Annotated in this window: 17 protein-coding genes and 2 pseudogenes; 8 read left to right on the top strand and 11 right to left on the bottom strand. The window is 75.6% G+C overall.

What is annotated here, in order from left to right; genetic code table 11:
- Positions 1–11: 11 nt before the first annotated feature.
- Positions 12–1298: pseudogene (locus ATL31_RS14250) on the top strand (MFS transporter); the annotation flags it as partial.
- Between the two features lie 29 nt (positions 1299–1327).
- Here ATL31_RS14250 and yczE read toward each other — a convergent pair.
- Complete coding sequence (yczE, locus tag ATL31_RS16575) at positions 1328–2170, bottom strand: membrane protein YczE (protein WP_245862500.1); 843 nt, start codon at positions 2168–2170, stop codon at positions 1328–1330.
- 62 nt (positions 2171–2232) lie between these two features.
- Between yczE and yczR the strand changes: the two genes are divergently transcribed.
- Both yczR and ATL31_RS14230 read left to right on the top strand, forming a co-directional pair.
- Positions 2233–3696, top strand: coding sequence for a MocR-like transcription factor YczR (gene yczR / locus ATL31_RS14235; protein WP_101396391.1), 1464 nt, complete (start codon positions 2233–2235; stop codon positions 3694–3696).
- 64 nt (positions 3697–3760) lie between these two features.
- Positions 3761–4708 (top strand): acyl-CoA thioesterase, encoded by a 948-nt coding sequence (locus ATL31_RS14230; protein WP_245862497.1) that lies wholly within the window; start codon positions 3761–3763, stop codon positions 4706–4708.
- A gap of 32 nt (positions 4709–4740) precedes the next feature.
- Here ATL31_RS14230 and ATL31_RS14225 read toward each other — a convergent pair whose 3' ends face one another.
- The 7 genes from ATL31_RS14225 to glgX form a co-directional block, all read right to left on the bottom strand.
- Entirely contained in the window at positions 4741–5424 is a 684-nt protein-coding gene (locus ATL31_RS14225; protein WP_101396389.1) for an ABC transporter ATP-binding protein, read from the bottom strand.
- On the bottom strand, positions 5421–6353 hold the full coding sequence (locus ATL31_RS14220; protein ID WP_101396387.1) for an ABC transporter ATP-binding protein: 933 nt from the start codon (positions 6351–6353) through the stop codon (positions 5421–5423). Before ATL31_RS14220 ends, ATL31_RS14225 begins: the two co-directional genes overlap by 4 nt.
- The gene (locus tag ATL31_RS16695; RefSeq protein WP_101396384.1) at positions 6350–9154 is read right to left on the bottom strand and encodes a hypothetical protein; all 2805 of its coding nucleotides are present in this window, start codon (positions 9152–9154) and stop codon (positions 6350–6352) included. Before ATL31_RS16695 ends, ATL31_RS14220 begins: the two co-directional genes overlap by 4 nt.
- Positions 9151–12294, bottom strand: coding sequence for an FtsX-like permease family protein (locus ATL31_RS14210; protein ID WP_101396382.1), 3144 nt, complete (start codon positions 12292–12294; stop codon positions 9151–9153). Before ATL31_RS14210 ends, ATL31_RS16695 begins: the two co-directional genes overlap by 4 nt.
- A 133-nt stretch (positions 12295–12427) precedes the next feature.
- On the bottom strand, positions 12428–14260 hold the full coding sequence (gene treZ, locus ATL31_RS14205) for a malto-oligosyltrehalose trehalohydrolase (protein WP_101396380.1): 1833 nt from the start codon (positions 14258–14260) through the stop codon (positions 12428–12430).
- Positions 14257–16731 (bottom strand): malto-oligosyltrehalose synthase, encoded by a 2475-nt coding sequence (gene treY, locus ATL31_RS14200; RefSeq protein ID WP_245862492.1) that lies wholly within the window; start codon positions 16729–16731, stop codon positions 14257–14259. Before treY ends, treZ begins: the two co-directional genes overlap by 4 nt.
- A gap of 5 nt (positions 16732–16736) precedes the next feature.
- Positions 16737–18896, bottom strand: a complete 2160-nt coding sequence (glgX, locus tag ATL31_RS14195) for a glycogen debranching protein GlgX (RefSeq protein WP_101396378.1) — start codon at positions 18894–18896, stop codon at positions 16737–16739.
- A 176-nt stretch (positions 18897–19072) separates the two neighbouring features.
- Here glgX and ATL31_RS14190 point away from each other — a divergent pair, with 176 nt between their 5' ends.
- Both ATL31_RS14190 and ATL31_RS14185 read left to right on the top strand, forming a co-directional pair.
- Positions 19073–20140 (top strand): acyltransferase family protein, encoded by a 1068-nt coding sequence (locus tag ATL31_RS14190; protein WP_101396376.1) that lies wholly within the window; start codon positions 19073–19075, stop codon positions 20138–20140.
- Positions 20137–21066 carry a glycosyltransferase family 2 protein gene (locus ATL31_RS14185; RefSeq protein WP_158239853.1) on the top strand — a complete coding sequence of 310 codons (930 nt, stop codon included), beginning with the start codon at positions 20137–20139 and terminating at the stop codon, positions 21064–21066. The genes ATL31_RS14190 and ATL31_RS14185 overlap by 4 nt, the downstream gene beginning before the upstream one ends.
- 28 nt (positions 21067–21094) lie before the next feature.
- Here the strand turns inward: ATL31_RS14185 and ATL31_RS14180 are convergent, their stop codons facing one another.
- Positions 21095–22240 (bottom strand): acyl-CoA dehydrogenase family protein, encoded by a 1146-nt coding sequence (locus ATL31_RS14180; protein WP_101396372.1) that lies wholly within the window; start codon positions 22238–22240, stop codon positions 21095–21097.
- Positions 22241–22374: 134 nt separating this feature from the next.
- Here ATL31_RS14180 and ATL31_RS14175 point away from each other — a divergent pair, with 134 nt between their 5' ends.
- The 3 genes from ATL31_RS14175 (at position 22375) to ATL31_RS17000 (ending at position 25193) form a co-directional block, all read left to right on the top strand.
- On the top strand, positions 22375–23502 hold the full coding sequence (locus ATL31_RS14175; RefSeq protein WP_101396370.1) for a glycosyltransferase: 1128 nt from the start codon (positions 22375–22377) through the stop codon (positions 23500–23502).
- A 61-nt stretch (positions 23503–23563) separates the two neighbouring features.
- Positions 23564–24223 (top strand): TetR/AcrR family transcriptional regulator, encoded by a 660-nt coding sequence (locus ATL31_RS14170; RefSeq protein WP_245862490.1) that lies wholly within the window; start codon positions 23564–23566, stop codon positions 24221–24223.
- An 85-nt stretch (positions 24224–24308) separates the two neighbouring features.
- The gene (locus tag ATL31_RS17000) at positions 24309–25193 is read left to right on the top strand and encodes a hypothetical protein (RefSeq protein ID WP_101396368.1); all 885 of its coding nucleotides are present in this window, start codon (positions 24309–24311) and stop codon (positions 25191–25193) included.
- Between the two features lie 13 nt (positions 25194–25206).
- Here the strand turns inward: ATL31_RS17000 and ATL31_RS17155 are convergent.
- Positions 25207–25371 (bottom strand): annotated as a pseudogene (locus ATL31_RS17155) (rhomboid family intramembrane serine protease); the annotation flags it as partial.
- Positions 25372–25638: 267 nt separating this feature from the next.
- On the bottom strand, positions 25639–26157 hold the full coding sequence (locus ATL31_RS14155) for a peptidylprolyl isomerase (protein ID WP_101396366.1): 519 nt from the start codon (positions 26155–26157) through the stop codon (positions 25639–25641).
- Positions 26158–26283: the final 126 nt, after the last annotated feature.

Raw genomic sequence — 26283 nt, 5'->3', positions numbered from 1 at the left:
AGCGTGGAGCGGTGAGCCAGGAGACCGAGGAACGCGCGGCGCCGCCCCGCGACGAGACCCCCGACCCGCGGCGGTGGCGCGTCCTCGGCGTCACCCTCGTCGTGGGCTTCATGGTGCTGCTCGACGTCACCATCGTCAACGTCGCCATCCCCTCGATGCGCACCGGCCTCGACACCAGCGCCGGCACCATCCAGTGGGTCGTGTCGGGCTACGCGCTGGCCCTCGGCCTGGTGCTGGTCAGCGGTGGCCGACTCGGCGACACCTACGGGCGGCGGCGGATGATGCTCGTCGGCCTCACCGGCTTCGTGCTGGCCAGCGCGGCCGCCGGCCTCGCGCCGCACGTGGTCGTGCTCATCCTGGCGCGGCTGGTGCAGGGGTTCGCGGCCGGCCTGCTGACGCCGCAGAGCTCCGGCCTCATCCAGACCCTGTTCAGCGGGCGCGAGCGCGGCATCGCGTTCGGGCTCTTCGGGTTCACCGTCTCGGTCTCGTCGGCCATCGGCCCCATCCTCGGCGGCCTGCTCATCGCGGCCTTCGGCGAGCAGAACGGCTGGCGCTGGATCTTCCTGGTCAACGTCCCCATCGGTGCGGTGCTGCTGGTCGCCATCGCGCGGCTGGTGCCGGGCCGGGCGGACGCCGACGCCGCCGCCGACCGGCAGCTCGACCTCGGGGGCGCGGCCCTGCTCGGGGCCACCGTGCTGGCCCTGCTCTACCCCATCGTCAGCATCGAGACCGGCCAGCGGCTGTCGCTGCTGCTCCTGGTCCTGGTGCCGGTCCTCGCCGTGGCCTTCGTGCGCTGGGAACGCCGCGTCGTCGCCGCCGACCGTGCCCCGCTGCTCGACCTCGGCCTGCTGCGCACCGCCCCGGGCTACGCCAGCGGCATCCTCATCGGCGGCCTGTACTTCACCGGGTTCACCGGCATCTTCCTGGTCCTCAGCGTGTACCTCCAGGACGGCCTCGGCTACACCCCGTTGCGGGCCGGCCTGCTGCTCACGCCCTTCGCCGTCGGGTCCGCGGTCGCGTCCCCCGTCGCAGGGCGCCTGGTGAGCCGGGTCGGCCGGCCGCTGACCGTGGGCGCGCTGGTCGTGATGATGGCCGGCCTGGTCGCGCTCGCCACCCTGGCCCCCGGGGCCGAGCGCAGCGACCGGCTGTGGCTCGTCCTGGCCCTGCCGCTGCTCGTGGCCGGCCTCGGCGGGGGCGCCGTGGTCTCGCCCAACATCACCCTGTCGCTGGCCGACATCCCCCCACGGATGGGCGGCGCGGCCGGCGGCGCGCTGCAGACCAGCCAGCGCATCGGGTCCGCCATCGGCGCGGCCGTGCTGATGACGACCTACCAGGTCGTGGCCTCGCACTCCGGCGCGCCGGGGCCGGCACTGCGATGGGCCCTCGGCGCCTCGCTGGTGCTGCTCCTCGGCGCGCTCGCGGCCGCGGTCTGGTCGTGGCGCTCCGAGCCCGACTCCCGGCTCTCGCCCGGAGCGAGCGACCCGGCCTGAGCCCGCACGGGCGGGTCGACCCGCACCGTGAGCAGCGGCAGGAACAGCTGGATGACCGGGCCGATGACCAGCGCGTACAGCACGGTCCCGATGCCCAGGACGCCGCCCAGGAGCCAGCCGAACACGACGACCGTGACCTCGATGGCAGTCCGCACGAGCCGGATCGAGCGCCCGGTCCGGCGCGACAGGCCGGTCATCAGCCCGTCGCGAGGCCCCGGGCCCAGCTGGCTCCCGATGTACAGGGCGCCGGCGAACCCGTTGCCGACGATCCCGACGACCATCAGCGGGATGCGCGCCCCGAGACCGTCGACCGGCGGCAGCACGCCGAGCATCACGTCGGTGGCGAGCCCCACGACCACGGCGTTGAGGACGGTGCCGAGGCCGGGCCACTGGCGCAGCGGGATCCACAGCAGCAGCACCACGAAGCTGCTCGCGACGACCATCTGGCCGTACGACAGTGGCAGGTGCACGGTCAGGCCGTAGGTGAAGACCCCCCACGGCTCGAGGCCGAGCCCGGCCCGCAGCATGCACGCCATCGTCACGCCGAACAGGCTCAGCCCCACCAGCAGCTGCGCCACCCGGCGCACCAGGCGGCCGGCGCGGAGCTGCTCGAGAGGGGTCATCGGGACGAGGTCGACGCGGCGGCGGACGCCGTTGCGGACGAGCTGGAGCGGGGTCACCCGAGCATCCTGACGCAGAAGTGGCATGGGAATCGAGGGCCAATCGTGCCACAGTGGACCCCATGACCGACCCCACGCCCGTCGTCGGCGCCGCCCGTACCGCCCGGCTCGTGGGCGACCTCGGCAGCGCCCGCCCGGCCTACCGCGCCCTGGCCGACGCGCTGCGGGTCGCCGTCGCCGACGGCCGGATCGCTCTGGGCAGCCGCCTCCCGAGCGAGCGCGAGCTGACCGGCGCCCTGGGGGTCAGCCGCACCACCGTGAGCCGGGCCTACGAGGTGCTGCGCGACGGGGGCTACCTGGTCTCGCGACGCGGCTCGGGCTCGCTCGTGACCCTGCCCGAGGGCTCGCGCCGCCGCGGCTCCTCGAGCCTCTTCCCGGCCGACCCGCGCGACGACGTCATCGACCTCACCTGTGCCGCCACCCGCGCCCCGGTCGGGGTCGTCGAGGCCTACGAGCGAGCGGTCGGCCTCCTCCCCCGCTACCTCACGGGCGCGGGCTACCTCGTGTTCGGCGTGCCCGAGCTGCGCGAGGCCATCGCCGACCGGTACACGGAGCGGGGGCTGCCGACCACGCCCGACGACGTCATCGTGACCTCCGGCGCGGTGGCCGGCATCAACATCGTCACGAGCTCGCTGGTGCACCCTGGCGACCGCGTGGTCGTCGAGAACCCGGGCTACCCCAACACCCTCGACGTCCTGCGCCGGGCCGGGGCGCGGCTCGCTCCGCTGCCGATGGACCCCGACGGCTGGGACGTGCAGGGCGCCGTGGCCACCGTCCGCGCGGCCCGCGCCCGCGCCGCGGTGCTGGTCCCCGACTTCCAGAACCCCACCGGCGCACTGATGGCCGACGACGACCGGGCCCGGCTGGCCGCCGCACTGCGGGCCGCCGGCACCACCACGCTGGTCGACGAGACCATCGTCGAGGTCGACCTCGAGGGCGGCCCGATGCCGCTGCCCTTCGCCGCACACCTCCCCGGGGCCGTCACGGTCGGCAGCGCCTCGAAGTCGCACTGGGGTGGCCTGCGCACCGGATGGCTGCGGGCGCCTCGCGGCGGCACCGCCCACCTCGTCGAGTCCCGCGCGGCCAGCGACCTCGGCGCCCCGGTGCTCGAGCAGCTGGTGCTCCTCGAGCTCATGCGCGCCGCCCCCGGCATCACCGACGAGCGGCGGCTCGACCTGCGCGCGTCACGCAGTGCCCTGCTCGAGGCCCTGTCCCAGCACCTGCCGGACGTGCGCACCACCCCCGCCCGGGGCGGCCTCTCGCTCTGGTGCGAGCTGCCGCCCGACCTGCCGTCGAGCCGGCTGGCCGTCGCGGCCGAGGACGAGGGGCTGCTGGTCGCGGCCGGCCCCCGGTTCGCGGTCGACGGCGGGCTCGAGCGCTGGCTCCGTCTCCCCCACGTCCTCCCCGGTGAGGCGATGGCCGAGGCCGTACGGCGGCTGGCCGTGGCGGCCGGGGCCGTGCGTGCCGACCGGGGCCGCGGTCGCGCGCGGCCGGCCCGTCCGAGCAGCCACGGGCTCGTCGCCTGAGGCCGGCGCGCGGCATCCGACGGGCGTGGTGGGCCGGGCCCGGCACCTCGGTAGGGTGACGCCCGTGACCGCCGAAACGCCCGCCTCCCTGGTCGAACTGCTCGGCATCCTCGACCTCGAGGAGCTGGGGTCGGCGCAGGTCAGCGTCGGCCCCCACGGCCAGCGCACCGACACCGGGGTCGAGCTGCCCGAGACCTTCGCCGAGGACATCACCCTCTTCCGAGGGCGCAGCCAGAAGCAGCCGCACGGCCGGGTGTTCGGCGGCCAGGTGCTGGCGCAGTGCGTCGTCGCGTCGGGCCGCACCGTCGAGTCGCTGCCGGGCGAGCGCCGCCGCCTGCACTCGCTGCACGCGTACTTCATGCGCCCGGGCGACGACACCCAGCCCATCACCTTCAGCGTCGAGCGGATGCGCGACGGCCGGTCGTTCTCGACCCGGCGGGTGCACGCGGTGCAGCACGGCAAGCCCATCCTGTCGATGAGCGCGTCCTTCCAGCTGCCCGACGGCGGGCTCGACCACCAGGACCCCATGCCCGACGTCCCGGCCCCCGAGTCCGTTCCCTCGCTGCGCGACTCGCTCGAGGGCGTCGACGACCCGCGCGCCCGCCACCTGGCCGACCGGGCCATCGAGATGCGCCACGTCGAGGGCAACCTCTACACCGGCGACGGCCCGCAGGTGGCGGCCCAGAACGTGTGGATGCGGGCGGTCGGCACCCTGCCCGACGACCCGCTGCTGCACGAGGCCGTCCTGGCCTACGCCTCCGACTACAGCCTGCTCGAGCCGGTCATGCGCCGCCACGGGCTCCCCTGGACCCAGCCGGGGCTGAAGATGGCCAGCCTCGACCACGCCATGTGGTACCACCGGCCGGCCCGCGCCGACGAGTGGGTGCTCTACGCCGAGCAGTCGCCGTCGGCCCAGGGTGGCCGCGGCCTGGGCATCGGCCGGATGTTCACCGCCGACGGCACGCTGGTGGCGACCGTGGCGCAGGAGGGCATGGTCCGCGTCCCGGGCTGACCGGGGTGACCCGCGGGTGGGTCGTCGTCGGGTCAGCCGGCGGCCGGAGCCAGGTGGCCGTCGGCCATCTCGAGCACCCGGTCGGCGATCGACAGCAGCGCGGGGTCGTGCGTGGTGACGAGCGTCGTCATCCGCTGCTCGCTCGCCAGCCGTGCGATGAGGGTCATGATCTCGCGCCCGGTCTCGGAGTCAAGCTGGCCGGTCGGCTCGTCCGCGAGGAGCACCCGTGGGCGGGCGACGAGCGCCCGGGCGATGGCGACGCGCTGCTGCTGACCGCCCGAGAGCTCGCCCGGCCGCTGGTTCACGTGCCCCGAGAGCCCCACGTGCTCGAGCGCCTCGGCCACCCGCTCCTCGCGCTCGGCCGGGTCGACCTCGAGCAGGCGCAGCGGGACCCCGACGTTCTCGCGCGCGGTGAGGATGGGGACCAGCCCGAAGCTCTGGAAGACGTACGACACCGTGCCGCGGCGCAGCGCGAGCAGGCCGTCGTCGTCCATCGCCGTGACGTCGGCGCCGTCGAGCACCACGCGCCCGGCATCGGGGCGGTCGAGGCCGCCGACGACGTTGAGCAGCGTGGTCTTGCCCGAGCCCGACCGGCCGCGCACGGCCAGCAGCTCACCGGCCGCGGCCGTCAGCGACACCCCGCGCAGGGCCTCGACCCGGGCCTCGCCGGTGCCGAAGCCGCGGCTGACGTCCTGCACCACCAGCATGTCGCTCATCCCTGGTCCTCCTCGCGACGGCCGGCGGGCCAGACGCCGATGTGGTCGGTCTCGAGGTCGAGGCGGACCCGGTCGCGCAGCTCGAGCGCGGCGGTGAACTGCCGGGGCAGCTGGAGGCGGCCGGCCCGGTCGAGCACGGCGAACTCCTCGGCCACGAGCCCCTCGTTGCCGTGCTCGTCGACGGCCGTGCGCCGGCGTACCTCCGACGATGTGCGGCCGTCGCGGATGCCGACCGTGCGAGCCACCTGCTCGCTGACCTGGGCGTCGTGGGTGACGACCAGGACCGTCGTGCCGAAGGTGTCGTTGGCCCGGCGGATGGCGGCGAACACCTCGTCGCTGCTGCGGCTGTCGAGCTCGCCGGTGGGCTCGTCGGCGAGCAGCACCCCGGGGCGGTTCGCCAGCGCCACCCCCAGCGCCACCCGCTGCTGCTGACCGCCCGACATCTCGTGCGCCCGCCGCGCGGCGCAGTCGGCGACCCCGAGCACCTCGAGGGTCTCGGCGGCCCGGGTGGCCCGCTCGGAGCGCGGCACCCGGGCCAGCGACATCGGCAGCTCGACGTTCTCCTGGGCGCTCAGGTAGGGCAGCAGGTTGGCGGCGGCCTGCTGGTGGAGGAACCCCACGGTGCGCCGCCGGTAGTGCAGGCGGTCGCGGGCCGACAGCGTGAGCAGGTCGCGGCCCGCCACCCGCACGACGCCGGCACTGGGGGTGTCGAGCCCGGAGAGGATGGCGAGCAGGGTCGACTTGCCCGAGCCCGAGGCGCCGACGAGCGCCACGAGCTCGCCCTTCTCGACGGTGAGGTCGAGCCCCTGGAGGGCGACGACCTCGACGCCCTCGGCGCTGAAGATGCGGACCAGGTTGTCGCACAGGATGTACGGCCCGTCGCCGCGGCGGCTGCGGGTGGCGGAGGTGGCGGAGGTGGCGGTGCTCATGCGGAGTCCCCTCTACGGAGGTGCTGGGCGAGGTCGCCGCGCCGGGCGGCGGCGGCGTCGACGAGGAGTGCGAGGGCCCCGAGGGCCAGGACGGCCGCGGCGGCCAGGACCACCGCGAGCGGACGGGGCTCCAGGGGCAGCCGGGTGACGGCGCCGGTGACGGCCGACAGGTCCAGGGCCGGCCCGACGGCCAGCGGTGCGGCCACCCCGGCGACGGCACCCGCCAGGACACCGACCACGACCACCGGCATGACCTCGCTCCAGGCCAGGCGGCGGTCGGTGCCGGGGGCCAGGCCCAGGGTCCTCAGCCGGATGACGAGCTGGATGCGGGCGGGGCGGGTGGCGGCGAGCAGCAGGAGGAGCGCCAGGAGGGTCAGGGCGCCGCCGACGACCGAGGCGGCCAGGTAGGTGGCGCCGACGAAGGACGCCAGTGCGCCGCCCGCGACCTGGTCGACCAGCCCGTCGACGGTGGTGACCCCGGTGACGAGACCGCCCAGGCGGGTGGGGTCGTCGTGGGCGTCGGTGGCCAGGGCGGCCTGGGCGTCGCGGTCCGCCGCGAGGTAGACCGCGTTCGGCTGCACGGTGGGCAGGGCCGCGACCAGGGCGTCCAGCGGCACCAGGGCGACGACGCTCTCGCGCCCCGCCACGACCCGCGCCAGACCGGGCACGGTGGCGACGCGGTGCGCGGGCAGGGTGGTGCCCCGCACGACCAGCCCCAGGGGGCCCGGCCCGGCCGGGCCGCCGCTGAGCACCACCGGCAGCCCGTCGCCCGGTACGGCCGCCGGCGGGGTGAAGGCCAGCGGGGTGTCGCGCAGCAGGTCGGCGTAGCGGGCGGGGTCGACCGCCAGCACCGTGACCAGCGACTGGCGCCCGTCGACCTCGATGCCGCCGGTGGTCTCGACGTAGGCCGGGACGGCCGAGCGCACCCCGGGCCGCGCCGCCAGGGCGGCGACCTCGGGCGCGTCGATGCGGCCGGCGTCGACGCGGGCGTCGGCCCCCACCGCCAGCCGGGCCGCGAGGTCGCGCTGGACGCCCAGCGAGGAGCCCACCGTGGCCGTGAGCGCGACCAGGGCCGTGCCCACCACCAGGGCCACCACGGGCACGGCGGCGTCGGCACCGGTGCGGGCGGCCCGGCCGAGCCCCAGGAACGCGACCAGCCCGCGGCGCCGCTCGGCGGCCCGCGCCAACACCCCCAGCGGCCACGGCAGGAGGCGGACGGCCAGCACCCCGGCGGCCAGCGCCACGAGCACCGGCGCGACGGCGGCCAGGGCGTCGGCCCGACCGGCCACGATGTCGGCACCCCGGCTGCGCACCGTCGTGAGGGCGAACACCGCCAGCGCCACCACCAGCAGCTCGAGCACCAGCCGGCGGGCCGCCCGGGCCGGCGAACGGGTCTCGTCGGGCACCTCGCCCAGCCGGCGCACCCCCACCCACGTCGCTCCCAGCACGACCAGCCCGGGCAGCACCGCCACCGCCGCCACCTCGACCCACGCCGCCCCCGGCACCGGCCCGTCGACCAGCAGCCCGGTGGCCAGGGCCGCCAGCAGCGCGGCCGGCACCGCGGCCCCGGCGGTCCAGCCGGTGACCAGCCCGAGCACGCGGGCGGTCGAGGCGCCGCGCACCCGCAGCAGGCGGACCTGGCCGCGGCGGCGCTCGGCCCCGAGCAGCGCGCCCAGCGCCAGCACCAGCACGGCCAGGGCCGTGCCGCCGGCGGTGACGAAGGAGGCCATCACGTCGGTGACCGCGAGATCGCGCTCGTAGCGGTCGAGCAGGTCGGAGAGGCCGCTGACCACGGCGGGGCGGCGCGGCACGTCGCTCCAGAGGGCGGGGTCGCTGCCGAGGCGCACCAGCAGTGCCCGCAGAGGGGCGACGTCGGCGCGGGTGAGACGGCCGGGGTCGAGGGCCCAGCGCCAGGTGTGGGTCAGCGCCGGGGACGCCTCGGGCGGCGCGCCGGCGGGGATGCGCCACAGCCCGTCGGCCAGCGCCGCGTAGCTCGAGAGCGGGGCGAGCAGGGCGGCCTGGTCGATGATGCCGCCGTCGGCCGCGGGGATCTTGGCGACGCCGAGGAGGCGGGGCTCGGCGGCCCACGCCGGGTCGTCGGCGTCGGTGGGCTCGAAGGTCCCGGCCAGGACGACCGCGGTGGGCGTGGTCCGGCGGGTCGCCTGCGATCCCTGGCGCAGCTCGAGGACGTCGCCGACCCGCATCCCCCAGGTGCGCGCCGTGCGGTCGCGCAGGGCCGCCGGCACCACCTGCACGAGGTGGTCCTGCCCGCTGATGGTGCCCAGGGTGCGCCGCGTCGTGGCCGCGCGCGGCGCCGCGCCCTCGACCCAGCGGACCTTCTCGTCGTACGCGTCGTCCAGCCGCACCAGCGCCTCGGCCGCGCTGACCCCGAGGGGGCGGGTGCGCGCCACGACCGTCATCGGCTCGCTCTGCGCGGCGAGGTCGGGGCCGTGGTCGAGGCGGGCCCCCGTGGCACCCGCGGCGGCGGCGACGGCCCGCGTCACGGGGTCGAACGGCGGGACGGCCTCGACGCCCGGGTCGGTGGAGGGCAGGGCCACGCCCTGGGTGGCCGGCGGCACCAACCGCAGGCCGAGGTCGCGCGCGCCCGGCGGCGCGGCCCGCACGACGTCGCCGAGGGCACGGTCGCCGGCCCCGGCCGCGAGCTGCGGCACCGCCACCACGAACCCGCAGGTCAGCGCCGCGACCACGGCCAGCAGGACCGCCGTGCCGCGGCCCGAAGCGACGCCACGCCGGAGAAGGAGGAACGGGCGCGGTCGCGTCGACGCGTGCCGGCCGGTCACGACGCCTCCCCCCGCCGCAGCTCGGCGGCGACGTCGGCCGCGACCCGGCGCAGCACCAGGACCCCGACGGCACCGAGGGCGCCCGTGACCACCACCGCGAAGAGCAGCAGGCGGCACCCGGGCACGTTCACCAGCACCGACGGCACCTGCCGGTGGCCGTCGCCGCCCACCAGCACCGGCACGACGGCCACCGCCGCCAGCACCCCCAGCACCGACCCGACGGCGACGGTCAGCACGACCACCGCGACCCGCTCGGCCTCGAGCACGGCCCGGATACGGCGCGGTGAGGCGCCCAGGGCCAGCAGCACGGCGTTCTCCCGGCGTCGCTCACGGCCGAGCGCGGCCGTGGTGGCGCCCAGCCCCACGGCCGCCAGCAGTAGCGCCGCCCCCGTGACCAGCAGCATGGCGGCCCGCATCCCCGCGTTCACCGGGTCGGCGGTGCGCTCGGCGAGCACGGCGGCCGTGGTGGTCACCGTGCTGCCCCCGGGCAGGGCCGACCGCAGGGCGTCGACGTCCAGGGCGCCCCCGGGTGCGACCCACCATTCGGTGGGCTCGACGACCCGCAGCGACGGGCGCCGGTCGGCCGTGCCGCCCTCGCCGGTCGCGAGGACCGTAAGGAGGTCGAGCAGGACCGCCCGCGTGGGGTCGGCGGCGGTGGGGAGCGAGCCCACCACGGCGCTGACCACGAGCGGCACCGGCCGCCCGGACACCTCCACCTCGAGGCGGCCACCGACGGCCACCCCGGCCGCGTCGGCGACCCCGGCGGTGACGACCGCGGGGACCGCCTCAACGGCGGCCGCGTCGCCGGCCAGCAGGACGTCCGCACCGCGGGAGCGGTCGCGCAGCACGCCGAGACCGGTCAGCGGGCCGGCGTCGGTGCGGGCCCGGTCGAGCGCGAGGCGCAGCGGGGTCGCCGATGACGAGCCGTCGCCCGCCCCGGCCAGCCCCGTGGGCACGGTGGAGAGGACCGCGAGCAACGTGCTCGGGCCACCCCGGGCGGCGGGCAGGTCGACCGCCAGCTCGCGGGCGGTGACCCCGACCGCACCGAGCGGCAGGACCATCTCGAGGCCCGAGCCCTCCCGCAGCAGCACCGAGGCGTCGAGGGTGAAGCGAGGGTCGAGGACCACGCCGGGCTGCGCCTCGACCCGCAGTGTCAGCACCAGCGAGCGGGCCGGGGTCGGCAGCCCGACCCCGGTGGGGGCCGCCCGGTCGGCGACCAGACCGCGGGTGAGCGCCGCCCACGACCGGCCGCCCAGGGTGTCGGGCCGCGGGTCGGCCACTGCGGCGAGGGCCGCGGCGTCGGCCGCCAGGACGGTGACGCCGTCGACCGGGCCGATGCCGGTCGTGGTCCGCGCCACCGGCGCCACCCGGCCCTGCGCCCCGGCCGCGCGCACCAGGGTCGCGCCGGTGGCGGCCACCGTCGCATCCCCCAACGCGCCCGTGACCACGCGGACCGGCCCCCCGGTCTCGTACGACGACTGGTCGAGCAGGGCCCGGTCGGCCGTCGCGGAGCGCGACAGGGCGAGGGAGCCCATGGTCACGGCGAGCAGGACCAGCAGGACGGTGCCCGACTGGCTCGCGAGCCGCCGCGACAGCTGCCAGCCGCCCCACGCGAGGTCGAGCCCGCGCCCCCGGCCGGTCACCCGGGCCACCTGGCGCGACAGCACCGGCAGCAGCCGCAGGCAGAGGACCGCCGAGCCCGCCACGACCAGGGCCGGCGCGGCGACGCTGAGGGGGTCCGTCCCCCCCGCGTCGGAGCCCGCGCCGTCGTACCGGCGCAGCTGGACCACCCCCAGCACGCTGAGAGCGACCAGGGCGACGTCGAGGCCGGACGACCCGAGGACCCGCAGGAGGCGGACCGCCCCGCCCGCCCGGGGCGCGCCACCACCGCGGCCGACCCGCAGGGTGGTCCCGACGACCACCAGCACCCCCGCCAGGGCCATGAGCGCGACGACGACCAGCAGGGACCGGATGCCGTCGGCCGCCGTGCCCGGCAGGTCGACCCCCGCCCGGGACGCCACGAGGCGGGCCAGCGGCGGCGCCAGGAGCAGCGCCAGGACCGAGCCGACCCCCACCACCACGGCGGCGTCGGCGAGCGCGAGCACCGCCAGCCGACGCGTGGAGGCACCGCGCATCCGCAGCAGCCGCGTCTCGCGGTCGCGCAGGGTGGCCAGCAGCGAGGCGGCCACCACCAGCGACGCCGTCCCGAGCAGGGCCAGCAGCACGGTCGGGGCCAGCAGGGCCACGGTGACCCGTGCCCGGCTCAGCTCGGCCGCGGCCAGGCGGGCGGGGAGCCCGGTGGTCACGTCACCGTCGCGCAGCGGCTCCCCGGTGGCGGGGGCCGCACCGCCGACGCCGCCGAGGCGCTGCAGCCCGTCGACGACCCGCGCCACCCGGGCGCGGGTGGCCTCGCCGGACGACGCGTCGAGCCCCCGCAGGTCGGGCACCCAGCGCCAGGTCACCGTCGACGCCGGGACGAGGCCGGTGTCGAACGCCCCCGGGCCCGTGACGAACGGCCCGTAGGTGGTGAAGTCGGTGCGCCGCACCCCGGCCCCGCCCAGGGGCTCGTCGACCCAGCGGCCGGCGGCGACCTGGGTGGGGCGGAAGACGCCGGTCACCCGCACCCGCAGGGGCGCGGCGTCCGGGGCGGTGAGGTCGGTCAAGGCGAGGACGTCGCCGACGGCCGCGCCGAGCGGGGCGGCCGCGTTCTCGGGCAGGGCCACCTCGACCACCCCGCCCGGGGCCGCGGGCGTGCGGGGCCACGCGCCGGCCACCAGCCGGGCCTGGCGCGGGAGGTCGTCGAGGTCCAGCAGCTGGGCGCGGTCGGTGGCGGCCCGGCCGGCGATCCCCCGTGCCGTGGCCGTGGCGGCACGGGTCAGGAGGCCGTCCCCGCCGGTCGCCACCACGGCGCGGACCCGACGGTCGGCCGGCGCCAGCTCACCCGGCCGCAGCCCGGCGCTCAGCGCCACCGAGCGCTCCACCACCGGCCCGTCGACCTCTCCCCGCACCGCGGCGTCGGCGATGCCGCCGGCCAGCAGCTGCAGGGTGGCGACGACCAGGAGGGAGGTGAGGACCGATACCGCCACGGCCACCACGGCGGCCGGATGGGCCCGCGCGCGCCGCGCCAGGAGCGTCCACACGCCCGTACCCCTCCCCGTCCACCGTGCCGGTCCGCGCCACCCTAACGGCGGGTGGGGGCGGCACCGAGGACCGCCCGGCACCGTCTCCGGATCGTGACCCGGGGCCGGCCCGGACCGGCGCCGGGAGGCCGGCTCAGCCGACGGCGAGGACGGCCACGGACGCGGCCGGCAGCCGCACGCCGCCGGCGGAACGCTGGGCCGAGGACCACGACAGCAGCACCTCGCCGGCGTCGGCCACGGGGACCTGGCACGGCTCACCACCGAGGTTGACCGCCACCGCGTACGCCGGCGCGCTGCCGGGCGCGTGCCGCAGGACGAGCCAGCGGGCGTCCTCGTCGAGGGTCACCGCGACGTCGGCCAGCCGGGTGGGGCCGGCCGGCACGAGACGGCGGCGGAGCGCGACGAGGTCGGTGTACCAGCGCAGCATCCGCGCGTGCTCGCCCTGCCCGACCTCGGCCCAGTCCAGGACGGACCGGTCGCGGGTGGCCGGGTCCTGCGGGTCGGGGACCTCGAGGGAGGCCCAGCCGTGCGAGCCGAACTCGGCCCGCCGCCCGTCGCGCACCGCACCGGCGAGCCAGTCCTCCTCGAAGCTGGTGAAGAACTGCCAGGGCGTGGAGGCGGCCCACTCCTCGCCCATGAAGAGCATCGGGGTGGTGGGAGCCAGCAGGTAGAGCGCGGCGCCCGCGGCCTGCAGCCCCGGGTCGGCGACGAGGGCCGAGATGCGTTCCCCGGCAGCGCGGTTGCCGACCTGGTCGTGCGTCTGGAGGTAGCCCAGCAGCCGCCGCGCGTCGACGCCGACGCGGTCGACGGGCCGGCCCCAGGTGCTGCCCCGGAAGCTCGAGTACGTGCCGTCGTGCAGGAACCCGTGGGTCAGCACCTTCGCGAGCACCGCCAGCGGGCCGCGTTCGGGGCCGTCGGCGGTGCCGCCGAAGTCGGCGTAGTAGCCCTGGGTCTCGCCGGTCAGGGCCACGTGCAGCGCGTGGTGCACGTCGTCGTCCCACTGCGCCGTCATCCCCCGGCCGCCGTCGGTGACCGGGGTGACCATCCCCGTGTCGTTGAGGTCGGACTCGGCCACGAGGTCGAGCGGGCGGCCGAGCTCGACCGCCAGCGCCGCGACGGCGGCCGAGAGCTGGGCCAGGTAGTGCTGGGGCGAGTCGTCCTGGAGCTCGTGCACGGCGTCGAGGCGCAGCACGTCGACGTGGAAGTCGCGCAACCACCGCAGCGCGTTCTCGACCAGGAAGCGCCGCACCTCGGGCGACCCGTCGTCGTCGAGGTTGACCGCGGCGCCCCAGGGGGTGTGGTGGGCCTCGGTGAAGTACGGCCCGAACCGGGAGAGGTAGTTGCCGCTGGCGCCGAGGTGGTTCTCCACGACGTCGAGGCACACCCCGAGGCCGCGGGCGTGGCAGGCGTCGACGAAGCGGGCGAACGCGGCCGGGCCGCCGTAGGAGTCCTGCACCGCGTACAGCCCGACGCCGTCGTAGCCCCAGCCCCGGTCGGTGGGGAAGGCCGCGACCGGCATGACCTCGACGACGTCCACGCCCAGCGCGGCCAGGTGGTCGAGGCGTCGGGCAGCGGCGTCGAAGGTCCCCTCGGGGGTGAAGGTGCCGACGTGCAGCTCGTAGAACACCCCGCCGAGGCTGCCGGCGCCGTCGCGCGGACCCGCCCACGCGGCGTCGCTCCACGTGAAGGCGGCGGTGTCGACGGTGCGGCTCGGGCCGTGCACGCTGCCCGGCTGCCACGCGCTGCGCGGATCGGGCAGCGCCGGCTCCTCGCCGTCGAGCACGAAGGCGTAGTCGACCTGGTCGATGCCGGCGGGCAGCGACCAGCGCCACCAGCCGTCGCCGGTCGGCGTCATCGCCTCCCGGCGTACCTCCCCTGAGCCGTCGGGTGATCCGGGGATGGGCGACCACTGGATGTCGACCCGCTCGGGCAGCGGCGCCCAGAGCTCGACCGACCGTACGGTCACGAGGACGCCCCGTCGGCCTCACCGCGGACCAGCAGGGCCACCGGCCGGTCGGCCAGCACCTCGGCCAGCGGCACCCCGCCGCCGTCGCTCGCGTGCGCGCGCCCCAGCAGCAGGTCGCGCCACTCCCCCTCCGGCAGCGCCACGGTGGCCTGGCCGAACCCGCCGGCGGCCTCGAGCCTCCCGGCCGCCCGGGTGACGACCACGACGACGTGCGGCCCCCCGGCGTCACCGCGGGCGAACGCCAGCGCGTGCTCGCTGCCGGTGTCGAGGCCCTGGTAGGTGGCCTCGGGCCCGACGAACCACTCGGGATGCTCGCGCCGCAGCCGGAGCGTCAGCGCGGTGACCCGGATCTTGTCGTCGTCGAGGTCGAAGGCGGGCTCGTCGTCGAGCACCCGCGACAGGCGCAGCGCCCGGTCGGTCCAGTCGACCGGCCGCCGGTTGTCGGGGTCGACCACGGCCAGGCGCCCGATCTCGCAGCCCTGGAACACGTCGGGCACCCCGGGCATCGCCAGCTGCACGAGCTTCTGGCCCAGGATGGTCGCGCGCACGGAGGCGTCGTGGGCGGCGGTCCAGGCGTCGAGGTGGGCGTGGATGCCGGGGTCGCGCCCGACGGCGCGGGCGAACGCGACCACCTCGTCCTCGTAGTCGGCGTCGCCGTCGACCCACGCGGTGTGCACCTTGGCCTCGCGCACGGCCTTGAGCAGGTACTGCTCGAGCCGGCCGCCGGTGATCGGCCAGGTGCCGACGAGGGTCTGCCAGACGAGGTACTCGGTGGGGGCGTCGACCCGGTCGGTGCGGTAGGGGTCGGCCAGCCCACGCGCGACCTCGAGCCAGGTGGCCCAGCCCTCGGCGTCCTCGGCGAGCACCATCAGGCGGGCCCGGGTGTCCTCGGAGCGCTTGGTGTCGTGGGTGGTCAGCGTGGTCATGGCGGTGGGCCACTCGGCCTGCTGGCGCTCGCACCACGCGTGGAAGGCGGCGGCGTCGATCGAGAGCACCTCGGGGTCGCCCCCCACCTCGTTGGCCCCCGAGAGCCGGAACCACCGGTAGAAGGCGGTGTCCTCGATGCCCTTGGCCATCACCGGGCCGCAGGTCTGCTGGAAGCGCACCCGGAAGTCGTCGGCGGCCGCGCCCACGTCGGCGCGGGCCCCCGGCAGGTCACGGTCGAGCACCAGCGCGACCACCACGTCGAGGGCGTCGTGGTCACTCGGGGCCAGGATGCCGCGGGCCCGCTCGGCGGCCTGGTCGACCACCGCGGCCTGCTCGGGCTCGACGCCGCGGCCGGGCACGACGTAGGCGCGGTAGCGGTCCATCGACACCAGCAGCGCCTCGAGCGCGTGCCGCAGCCGCGGGAGGTCCTCGTCGGGCAGCACCCGGCGCACCAGCCGCATCAGGCGGTCGACCTCGGCCGCCTGCACGTCGTCGACGACGAGACGCTTGCTCTCGGTGACGACGGCGTCGAGGTCGGCCAGCTCGGGCGCGACCTCGGCCCAGAGCCGGTCGAGGGTGCCGCTGTGGTCGGGCGGGGTCAGCACCTGCTGCACGCGCAGCAGCGCGTCGTACCCGGTGGTGCCGGCGCAGCGCCAGGCGTCGGGCAGCCGCTCCTCGCCCTCCAGGATCTTCTCGACCACGACCCAGGCGTCGCCGGTGGCCCCCGCCAGCCGCTCGAGGTAGCCCCCGGGGTCGGCCAGGCCGTCGGGGTGGTCGATGCGGAAGCCGTCGACCTCGCCGTGGCCGTGCAGCGCCAGCAGCAGGGCGTGGGTGGCGGTGAAGACCACCGGGTCCTCGACGCGCACCGCCATCAGCGAGGTGACGTCGAAGAAGCGCCGGTAGTTCAGCGCCTCCCCCGCCTCGCGCCAGCTCGAGAGCCGGTAGGCCTGGGCATCGACCAGCTCGGCCAGCGGCAGCTGCTCGGTGCCGGCGCGGACGGGGAACTCGTGGTCGTAGTAGCGCAGCACCGGCTCGGCGCCGCTCGGGCCGCCGTCGTCGGCGAGGGCGATCTCACCGCGCTCGAGCACCTTCGCGAGCGTGTCGCCGAGGATCGGCATCAGCAGCCGGTCGTCCTCGGCCACCCAGTCGACGTCGAACCAGCCGGCGTACGGCGAGCGCCGACCCTCGCGCAGCAGCGACCAGAACGGGGCGTTGAGGTGCTCGGGCGCCGGCACGGCCATGTGGTTGGGCACCACGTCGACGACGACCCCGAGACCGTGCTCGCGGCAGGTCGCCACGAGCCGCTCGAAGGCGGCGCGGCCCCCGGCCTCCTCGTTGATGCGGGTGTGGTCGAGGACGTCGTAGCCGTGCAGGGACCCCGGCGCGGCCTCGAGGACCGGCGACAGGTACACGTGCGAGACCCCGAGGGAGGCGAGGTAGGGCACGTGCGCAGCGGCGTCGTCGAACCCGAAGCCACCGTGGATCTGGAGGCGGTAGGTCGACGTCGGGACGACCCGCGAGGGGTCGGGGCGGTGGGCTGCCACCGGCGTCAGCTCCGGCTGGGGATCGCGGCCGAGGTGCCGGAGGCGGGCGCCGCAGCCCCCTCGCGGGGGTTGCGCAGCACGACGACCGAGCGGGCCTGGACGAGCACGGTGCTGTCGGCGTCGTGCCAGTGGGTGTCGACGTCGTCCACGGCGGTGTCGACCTCGACGCACCAGTGGTCGCCGTACTCGTCCCCGGGCAGCACGAAGTCGTGGTCCTCGTGGTCGGCGTTGAAGAGCACCAGGAAGTCGTCGTCGACGACGGGGCGCCCGTGGGTGTCGGGGCTGGGGATGGCCGAGCCGTTGAGGAAGACCGTCATGGTGCGGGCCTGCCCGTTGGACCAGTCCTGCTCGCCCATCGGCTCGCCCGAGGGGCGGAACCAGGCGATGTCGCCCATCTCGGACTGCCCGCCGTGGTCGGCGCTGCCCGCGAAGAACCGCCGGCGGCGGAACACCGGGTGCTCGCGGCGCAGCGTGGCGACCGCCCCCGTGAACGCGAAGAGCCGGCGCTGCATCTCGTCGAGGTCCCAGTCGACCCACGACAGCTCGTTGTCCTGGCAGTAGACGTTGTTGTTGCCGCTCTGGGTGCGGCCGATCTCGTCGCCGTGCGCGATCATCGGGACGCCCTGGCTCAGCAGCAGCGTCGTGAGGAAGTTGCGCTGCTGGCGCACCCGCAGCGAGAGCACCTCGGGGTCGTCGGTCGGGCCCTCGACGCCGCAGTTCCAGGAGCGGTTGTGCGACTCGCCGTCGCGGCCGTCCTCACCGTTGGCGTCGTTGTGCTTGTCGTTGTACGACACCAGGTCACGCAGGGTGAAGCCGTCGTGGGCGGTGACGAAGTTGATCGACGCGATGGGCTTGCGGCCGTTGTGCTCGTACAGGTCGCTGGAGCCGGTGAGGCGGGAGGCGAACTCGCCGAGCGAGCCGGCCTCGCCGCGCCAGAAGTCGCGCACGGTGTCGCGGTACTTGCCGTTCCACTCGGTCCACAAGGGAGGGAAGCCGCCGACCTGGTAGCCGCCGTCGCCGACGTCCCAGGGCTCGGCGATGAGCTTGACCTGGCTGATCACCGGGTCCTGCTGGATGAGGTCGAAGAAGGCCGAGAGCTTGTCGACCTCGTGGAACTGGCGGGCCAGGGTGGCCGCGAGGTCGAACCGGAAGCCGTCGACGTGCATCTCGGTGACCCAGTAGCGCAGGCTGTCCATGATCAGCTGGAGCACGTGCGGGTTGCGCATCAGCAGGCTGTTGCCGGTGCCGGTGGTGTCGTAGTAGTGCGACCGGTCCTCGTCGACGAGGCGGTAGTAGGCCGCGTTGTCGATGCCGCGGAAGCAGATGGTCGGGCCCATCTCGTTGCCCTCGGCGGTGTGGTTGTAGACGACGTCGAGGATGACCTCGATGTCGGCCGCGTGCAGCGCCTTGACCATGGCCTTGAACTCGGTGACCTGCTCGCCGCGCTGGCCCCGCGAGTACCCGTTGTGCGGCGCGAGGAAGCCGATGGTGTTGTAGCCCCAGTAGTTCGACATCCCGCGGGCCTGGAGCGAGGTGTCCTGCACGAACTGGTGCACCGGCATGAGCTCGACGGCGGTGACGCCGAGCTGGGTCAGGTGCTCGACGATCGCCGGGTGCGCCATCGCGGCGTAGGTGCCGCGGATCTCCTCGGGGATCTCGGGGTGGGTCTGGGTGAGGCCCTTGACGTGCGCCTCGTAGATGACCGTCTCGTGGTACTCGTGGCGCGGCGGCCGGTCGTGGCCCCAGTCGAAGTAGGGGTTGGTGACGACGGCCAGCATCGTCTTGCCCAGGCTGTCGTCGGTGTTGCGCTGCTCGGGGTCCTCGAAGTCGTACGAGAACAACGCCGGGTCGTTCGCGACCTGGCCCTCCACGGCCTTGGCGTAGGGGTCGAGCAGCAGCTTGCTGGGGTCGCAGCGGTGCCCGTTCTCGGGGTCGTACGGGCCGTGCACGCGGTAGCCGTAGCGCTGGCCGGGCTGGAGCCCGGGCAGGTAGGCGTGCCAGACGAAGCCGTCGTGTTCGGGCATCTCGAGGCGCGACTCGGCGCCCTCGTCGTCGATGAGGCAGAGCTCGACCTTCTCGGCGACCTCGCTGAAAAGGGCGAAGTTGACGCCACTGCCGTCGTACGTGGCGCCCAAGGGGTACGCCGTCCCGGGCCAGATCTCCACTGGTCGCCTTCCGTGAGGGGTGTCACTGCAGGCCAGCGACGTTGCCGGCGGCGCGCGGGGCGGCCCGCGCGAGGAACCAAACCTACCCGCCGCCGGGGGTCCTCGAACCCCGGCGTCCAGGGTGGGGCCTCGGCTACTGTCGAGGCGATCCCGTGCCGACGTCCCCGAGGAGCCCCGTGTCCGAGCCGCTCGGCGCCCCCCGGGACACCGCGGTCGACATCGGCCGCGGTCTGGCCATCGTCATGATCGTCCTGGGGCACGTCCTACGGGGGGCGGCCGGGGCCGGGTTGGTCTCGGGGGGCGAGCCGTTGTTCGACGAGCTCGACAGCGCCCTCTACCTGGTGCACCTGCCGGTGTTCGCGGTGCTCGCGGGGGTCTTCGTCGGCCCGTCGGTCCGGCGCGCGGGGGCGGGGCCGTTCCTGCGGCGCCGCGCCCTGCTGTTCGGCTGGCTCTACCTGGTGTGGACCGTGCTCCAGGGGGCCGTCAAGCTGCTCACCGGCTCGCTGGTCAACACCCCGACCTCCCCGGCCGGTGTCCTGCGCCAGCTCGTCGCCCCCGACTCCCAGCTCTGGTGGCTGGGGCTGGTCCTGCTCCTGTCGGCGGCCGCGGCGCTGGTGCGGCCCTGGGAGGGCGGCGCGCGCGCGTGGGCGAGCGGGCTCGTCGCGCTGGTGGTCAGCGGCCTCGCCTGGGGCCACCAGGGCACCTACCTCTTCCTCCAGGGCCTCGGGCTCACGGCGTTCTTCTGGGCCGGGGCCGTCGCGGGCACCGACGGTTGGCGCCGGGCCACGCGGGGCGCACCGGTGGTCCTCGTCGGGGGTGGGCTCGTCGCGGCCGTGCTGCTGGTCCTCACCGACCCGATGCCGCCGACCTCCTGGACCCGCGGGCCCGACCCCACCGCGCTGGCCCTCGGCGTGGTGGCCTCGGTGGCCGGCACCGGCGCCGTCCTGGCCGTGGGGGTCCTGCTCGCGCGCGGGCCGGCCGCGCTCTCGGCCGTCCTCACCCTGCTGGGCCGGCGCAGCCTCGAGATCTACCTCGCGCACATCGTGGCAACGGCCGGGGCCCGCGTGGTCCTGCTCCAGCTGGGCGTCGGCGACCTCACCGTGCACCTGCTGGCCGGCACCGTGGCCGGCCTGGTGTTCCCGCTCGCCCTGTGGTGGGGGGCCGAGCGCCTGCACGCACCCTGGCTCTTCCGGCTCCCGTCCCGCCGTCCCGCCCCCTCGACCCGAGAGGTCGCCGCCCCGTGACCACGCCGCCCGCCGGCCCGGCCGTCAGCGTCGTGCTGTGCGTGCTGAACGGCGCCCCCTGGATCGGCCGCCAGCTCGACGCCCTGGCCGCGCAGCGCACCGACGTGCCGTGGGAGCTCGTGGTGGTCGACAACGGCTCCACCGACGGCACCCAGGACCTCGTCCGTGCCCGCATCGGCGGCTTCCCCGCCCCGCTGCGCCTCGTCGACGGCTCCGACCGGCCCGGCCTCCCGCACGCCCGCAACGTGGGCGCGCTCGCGGCCACCGCGCCCACGCTGGCGTTCTGCGACTGCGACGACGTGGTCGCGCCGGGCTGGGTGGCCGCGGCCCACCGCGCCACCGCCCACGCGGCGCTGGTCGGCGGGGTCAACCGGGTCCTCGGTGAGCCCCTCGACCCGGACGCCGAGATCCTCAACCCGGGCGGCGTCATCCGCGGCTCGTTCGGCAACGCCGTCCTGGGCTGCAACTTCGCCGTCCGCCGCGCCGACTACCTCGCGATCGGCGGCTTCGACGAGTCCCTGCCGCCCTACGGCTGCGACGACGTCGAGTTCTCGCTGCGGATGAACGAGGCCGGCCGCACCGTGGTGGGCGACCCCGACCTGCAGATCCACTTCCGGCGCACCACCGGCACCCGGGCCCTGCTGCGCAAGACCTACCTGTCGGGGCTGGCCGAGACCGTGGTGTGGGCGCGGCACGCCGACCGCTACGGCGACCAGCTCCGCGGGCGGCGGCGCATCGCCTCGCTGCTGCGCTGGCCCGGCGACACGGTGGCCGTCGCCGTGCGGCAGCGGGCGCTGCCGGGCCGGTCGGCGGCGCGCGACCTCACCACCCGGGTGGCGCGGGTGGTCGGCTGGTGGAGCATCACCCACCGCCGCTCGCTGCCGCCGCCCGGGCTCCTCGAGCACGACGGAGACCCGGGCCCCTGAGGGGCACCGGGCCTCGCGTCGGTCGGGCTCAGAGGCCGAGGTCGCGGCCGATGAGCTCCTTCATGATCTCGTTCGAGCCGGCCCAGATCTTCGAGACGCGGGCGTCGCGCCAGGCGCGGGCCACGCGGTACTCGTTCATGAAGCCGTAGCCACCGTGCAGCTGGACGCACTCGTCGAGGACCTCGTTCTGCACCTGGGCGCTGAACCACTTGGCCTTGGCGGCGTCGACCGAGGTCAGCGTGCCGGCGGCGTGGGCGGCCACGCAGTCGTCGACGTAGGCCTGGGTGACCTCGAGCTTGGTCTGCAGCTCGGCCATCTTGAACTTGTTGTGCTGGAAGGACCCCACGGCCTGCCCGAACGCCTTCCGTTCCTTCGTGTACTCGACCGTCTCACGGAAGATCTGGAAGGCGTGGGCGGTGTTGGCGACGGCCGCGCCGATGCGCTCCTGCGGGAGGCGCTGCATCATCGCGATGAACCCCATCCCCTCCTCGCCGAGGCGGTTGGCGTCGGGGACACGGACGTCCTCGAAGAAGAGCTCGGAGGTGTCCGCCTCCTCCTGCCCGACCTTGTCGAGCTTGCGGCCGCGGCTGAAGCCGGGCATGCCCTCCTCGACCATGAGCAGGGTGATGCCCTTGGCGCCCTTGCTCGGGTCGGTGCGGGCCGCGACGATCACGAGGTCGGCCTGGTAGCCGTTGGTGATAAAGGTCTTGGAGCCGTTGAGGACCCAGTCGTCGCCGTCGCGCACCGCGGTGGTCTTCAGGGCCGCGAGGTCGGAGCCGCCCGAGGGCTCGGTCATGGCGATGGCCGCGATGAGGTCGCCGCTGGCCATGCCGGGCAGCCAGCGCTGCTTCTGCTCGTCGGTGCCGAGGTCGACCACGTAGGGCGGGCACACGTCGGAGTGGATGCCGAAGCACGACGACACGGCGAAGTTGAAGCCGGCGATGACCTCGGCCGCGACGGCGTTGAAGCGGTAGTCGCCCGCGCCCATCCCGCCGAACTCCTCGGGGATGTCGAGACCGAAGAGGCCCTGCTTGCCGGCCTCCTTCCAGAGGTCGCGCTCGACCTGCTTGACCTCGAGCATCTGCTCGGCGCGCGGCTTCAGGGTGCGGTCGACGAACTCCTGCACCGAGGCGCGGAAGTCCTCGTGCTCGGCGTCGTACACGTTGCGGGGCATGGGGAGACTCCTCGGCTGGGCTGCGGCGGCGGCGCGTGGGGCCGCTCATGACTAAGCGCTTGCTTAGTCTGCCGTCGGGGGCGGCGCGCTGTCAAGGGCGACGGCGGCAGCGGGCCCCCTCCTAGGGTGGGCCCGTGGCGGACACGCTGGTGGTCATCTACCCCGGGCGGCTCCCGGTCGCCGGGGGCCGTGGCGCGTTCGTGACCAAGCGGCTCGAGGGCGTGCGCGAGTACGTGCGGCACTGGCCGGGCGAGGTCGTCCTGGTGGCACCGCCCGCCCCCTGGTCCGACGCCGCCCCCGGGTCGGAGCCGCTGCCCCTCGACGAGGTCGGCCTCGACGTCGAGGTGACCGACGACCCGGGCGCCGCCGTCCGCCGCCGGGCCCCGCGGGTCGTGCTCGCCCCGTTGAAGCCCGAGGCAGCGGCGCTGCTCGGCGCGGCGCCGCTGGTCCTCGTCAGCGACTACGCGGGCCCGGTGCGCTGGCAGAACGCGCGGTCGGACGGCACGCCCGCGTGGCGGCTGCCGCAGGTGGGGCTGGGGCTGCTGCGCCTCGAGCGGCGGCTGCGGACGCTGGCCGCCGCCGCCGACGGTCTGCAGTGCAACGGCCCGCACACCTACGCGCGCCAGGCGCGCTGGTCGTCCCGCCCGCACCTGTTCCACGACACCCGGGCCACGGACGCCGACGTGGCCGCCGCGCTCGCCGGGCCGCCCGCCGCCCCCGGCCCCCTGCGCCTGGCCTTCTCGGGTCGCTGGGTGCCGCAGAAGGGGGTGCTCGACGCCCTCGCCGTGCACGCCGAACTGGTCCGCGGCGGCGTCGACGCGCACCTCACCGTGTTCGGGGGCGGCGAGCTCGAGCCCGAGGTCCGCGCACGCGCCGGCGCCGGCGCCGGGGTCACCGTGGCGGGCCGGGTGCCCTTCCGGTCCGCGTGGGTGCCGCGGGTGCGCGACGACGTCGACGTGATGGTGCTGCCCCACCACCAGGGCGACTCGGCCTCGACCTTCCTGGAGTCGATGTCGTGCGGCACGCCGGTGGCCGGCTACGACACCGTGTACTGGTCGGCCCTCCAGCGGCGCACCGGCGGCGGATGGGTCGGCCCGGCCCGCGCCCCGAGCGCCCTCGCCGAGCTCGTGGCCGGCCTGGCCGCGGACCCGGGGGCGGTGCTCGCCGCCCGGCGGCGAGGCCTGACCTGGGCCGCGGAGCACACCGTGGAGAAGGAGTTCGCCGGCCGGGTGGGGCACCTGCGCGAGGTGGCCGGGGTGTGACCGGCGGGACAGCCCGACTAAGCGCTTGCTTAGTGCCGCCCGATCGGGCAGGCTGACATCCGTGCCCAGCCCGACCCCGCTGACCGAGACCGACGTCCTGGCCGCCATCGCGCCCGAGGGCGGGCGGCCTGGCGGCGGGGCCGACGCGTCCGACACCGCGGTGCGCATCATGCTGGCCGCGGCCGACGCCTTCGCCGCGAACGGCTTCCCGGCCACCACGACCCGCGACATCGCCTCGCGGGCCGGCCTCTCCCCCGCGGGCGTCTACGTGCACTTCGCCTCCAAGGAGGTGCTGCTCTTCGAGCTGAGCCGTCGCGGCCACGCCCGCGCCCGCGACCTGCTGGTGGAGGCCGCCCGCGACACCCCCGACGCCACGACCGCCCTGCGCGCCATCGTCGGCGGGTTCTCGCGCTGGCACGCCGAGCACCACCAGCTGGGCCGCATCGTCCAGTTCGAGTTCCGCCACCTCAGCGACGAGCACCAGGCCGAGGTCCTCGGCCTGCGCAAGGAGATCGACCAGGTCGTGGCCGACGTGCTGCGGGCCGGCGTCGCCGCCGGTGAGTTCGAGGTCGACGACGTCCGCACCACGGCGCTGGCGCTGCTCTCGATGGCCATCGACGTCGCTCGCTGGTACGTGCCGGGCGGGCGCCGCACCCCCGAGGCCATCGAGACCACGTACGGCGAGCTGGCCGTGCGCCTCGTGCGCCGCTCCGTGCGCTGAGCGGCCCCTCGGGGTGCGTCGGCCGTCCGGCCGGACTTCCCGTGTCCCCACCGACCGGCGACGGGCCGCGGATACAGTGACGCCCGTGAGCACCGTCCTGTCCAGCGCCCCGGACGCGGTGGCGACGCCGCAGCAGGACCGCACCCTCACCGATCCCTCGAGCGAGCCCACCCGCCTGGTCGACGCCCTGCTCGGCTCGGTCCTGCTCTTCGGCTGGGTGCCCGCGGTGGCGCCGTCGTTCCTCTCGCTCGGCCTGGCCGCCACCTCGGCCCTGGTGCTCGTGGCGACCACCCGGCCCCCGGCCCGTCGTCTGTCGGGGCCTCCGCACCGGCTCGGGTGGCTCACGCCCTACGTGCTCGGGACCTTCGCGTTCGTCCTGCTCGTCACGGTCCTGACCCCCGACGACTCGATCTTCGGCTGGCAGAAGCGAGCGCTGCGCCTGGTCCTCATCTTCGCGTACCTGGCGTTCCTCGCCACGGGGCGCATCCACCTCCCCTCGGTCGTGCGCGGGATGGCGGTGGGGCTGGCCGTCAACGCGGGGCTGTTCTTCGCCGGGCTGGCGCCCGACAACTACGGCAAGTACCTCTCGGGGTTCCTGCTCGACAAGAACCAGGCCGGGCTGTCGTACGCGGTGGTGGGCCTGCTGTTCGCGGGGCTCCAGCCCAGCCACCGGCGCCGCAACCTGGTGCTGGGCGTGACCGCCGCCCTGGTGTGGACCACCGGCTCGCGCGCGTCGCTGGCGGCCCTCGCCTGCGGCATCGCCTGGATGGTGCTGGCGCACCGGTTCGGGCGGTTCGGCCGCCTCGTGCTCGCCGTGGCCATCGCCCTCTTCGTGCACACCCTGGAAGCCTCGTACGCGCGGGTCGGCGTCTTCGCCGACCGCAACGGCACCGACTTCCTACGCTCGCGCATCGACGGCGCGTCCCGAACCGGGCGCGGCCCAGCATCGGCTCGAGGTACTGGCCCATGATCCACAGGGCGTACATGTTGAGCGCGATGTGCAGCAGCCCACCGTGGGCGAACCCCGAGGTGAGGAACCGCCAGGGCTCACTCCGGCCCACACTCGCGGCGAAGAGGATCTGGCTCGTCAGCCCCGGCACGACCTGCTGCAGCAGGTAGACCGCCACGCAGATGCCGATGAGCACCATCGTGACGACGGGCCGGCCGTCGGTGGCCGAACCGCCGAAGACGGTGCGCGCCTGCCGCACCGTCCTGGCCCCCTCGCGCACGCAGTCGACGCACTGGATGCCGACGGCGGCCGGCCGCTGGCACTCGGGGCACGTCGGCCGGCCGCAGCGCTGGCAGCGCACGTACGACTCGCGGTCAGGGTGCCGGGGGCACACCGGGACCTGCTCCTGCGGCGGCGGGGTCGGCGTCGGCTCGGCCACGGTTGTCCTCGGGTGGTGGGACCCGGGTCAGTCCTCGATCTCGACGCGCTCGATGACGACGTCGTCGAGCGGCTTGTCCTGGGCACCGGTGGGCACCGCGGCGATCGTGTCGACGATCTCGCGGCTCGGGCCGTCGGCGACCTCACCGAAGATGGTGTGCTTGCCGTTGAGCCACGTGGTGGGGGCGACGGTGATGAAGAACTGCGAGCCGTTCGTGCCCTTGCCCATCCGCGTGCCGGCATTGGCCATGGCGAGCAGGTAGGGGCGGTCGAAGCTCTTGTCGGGGTGGATCTCGTCGTCGAACGCGTAGCCCGGGCCGCCCGTCCCGCGGCCGACGGGGCAGCCGGCCTGGACCATGAAGCCGGGGATGATGCGGTGGAAGATCAGGCCGTCGTAGAACTTCGTCGGGTTGGAGCGACCGGCGTCGTCCTTGTACTCCTGCTCGCCCGTGGCGAGGCCGGTGAAGTTCTTGACCGTCTTCGGGGCCTCGTTCGGGAAGAGCTCGACGACGATCGGGCCGTGGTTCGTGTGCAGGGTTGCCTTCATGGCTCGATCCTCTCACGCGACCCCGATGCCCGAGATGTCCGGCCCGGCCCCCCATCAGCTGCCCCTGATGTGCCCCGAGCAGCGGAAACAGGGCAGGATGGGGGAAAGACGTCCACTTCGAGGAGG

This window comes from Phycicoccus duodecadis, from assembly GCF_002846495.1.
GTDB lineage: Bacteria > Actinomycetota > Actinomycetes > Actinomycetales > Dermatophilaceae > Phycicoccus > Phycicoccus duodecadis.
The sequence above is the reverse complement of the archived record's forward strand: the minus strand, read 5'-3'. Positions and strand labels throughout refer to the sequence as shown.

Bases quoted from the DNA above. Each gene is read 5' to 3' on its own strand.
- yczR (WP_101396391.1), top strand. From the start codon at position 2,233: ATGACCGACCCCACGCCCGTCGTCGGCGCCGCCCGTACCGCCCGGCTC.
- ATL31_RS14225 (WP_101396389.1), bottom strand. From the start codon at position 5,424: ATGAGCGACATGCTGGTGGTGCAGGACGTCAGCCGCGGCTTCGGCACC.
- ATL31_RS14220 (WP_101396387.1), bottom strand. From the start codon at position 6,353: ATGAGCACCGCCACCTCCGCCACCTCCGCCACCCGCAGCCGCCGCGGC.
- ATL31_RS14180 (WP_101396372.1), bottom strand. From the start codon at position 22,240: ATGCCCCGCAACGTGTACGACGCCGAGCACGAGGACTTCCGCGCCTCG.
- ATL31_RS14155 (WP_101396366.1), bottom strand. From the start codon at position 26,157: ATGAAGGCAACCCTGCACACGAACCACGGCCCGATCGTCGTCGAGCTC.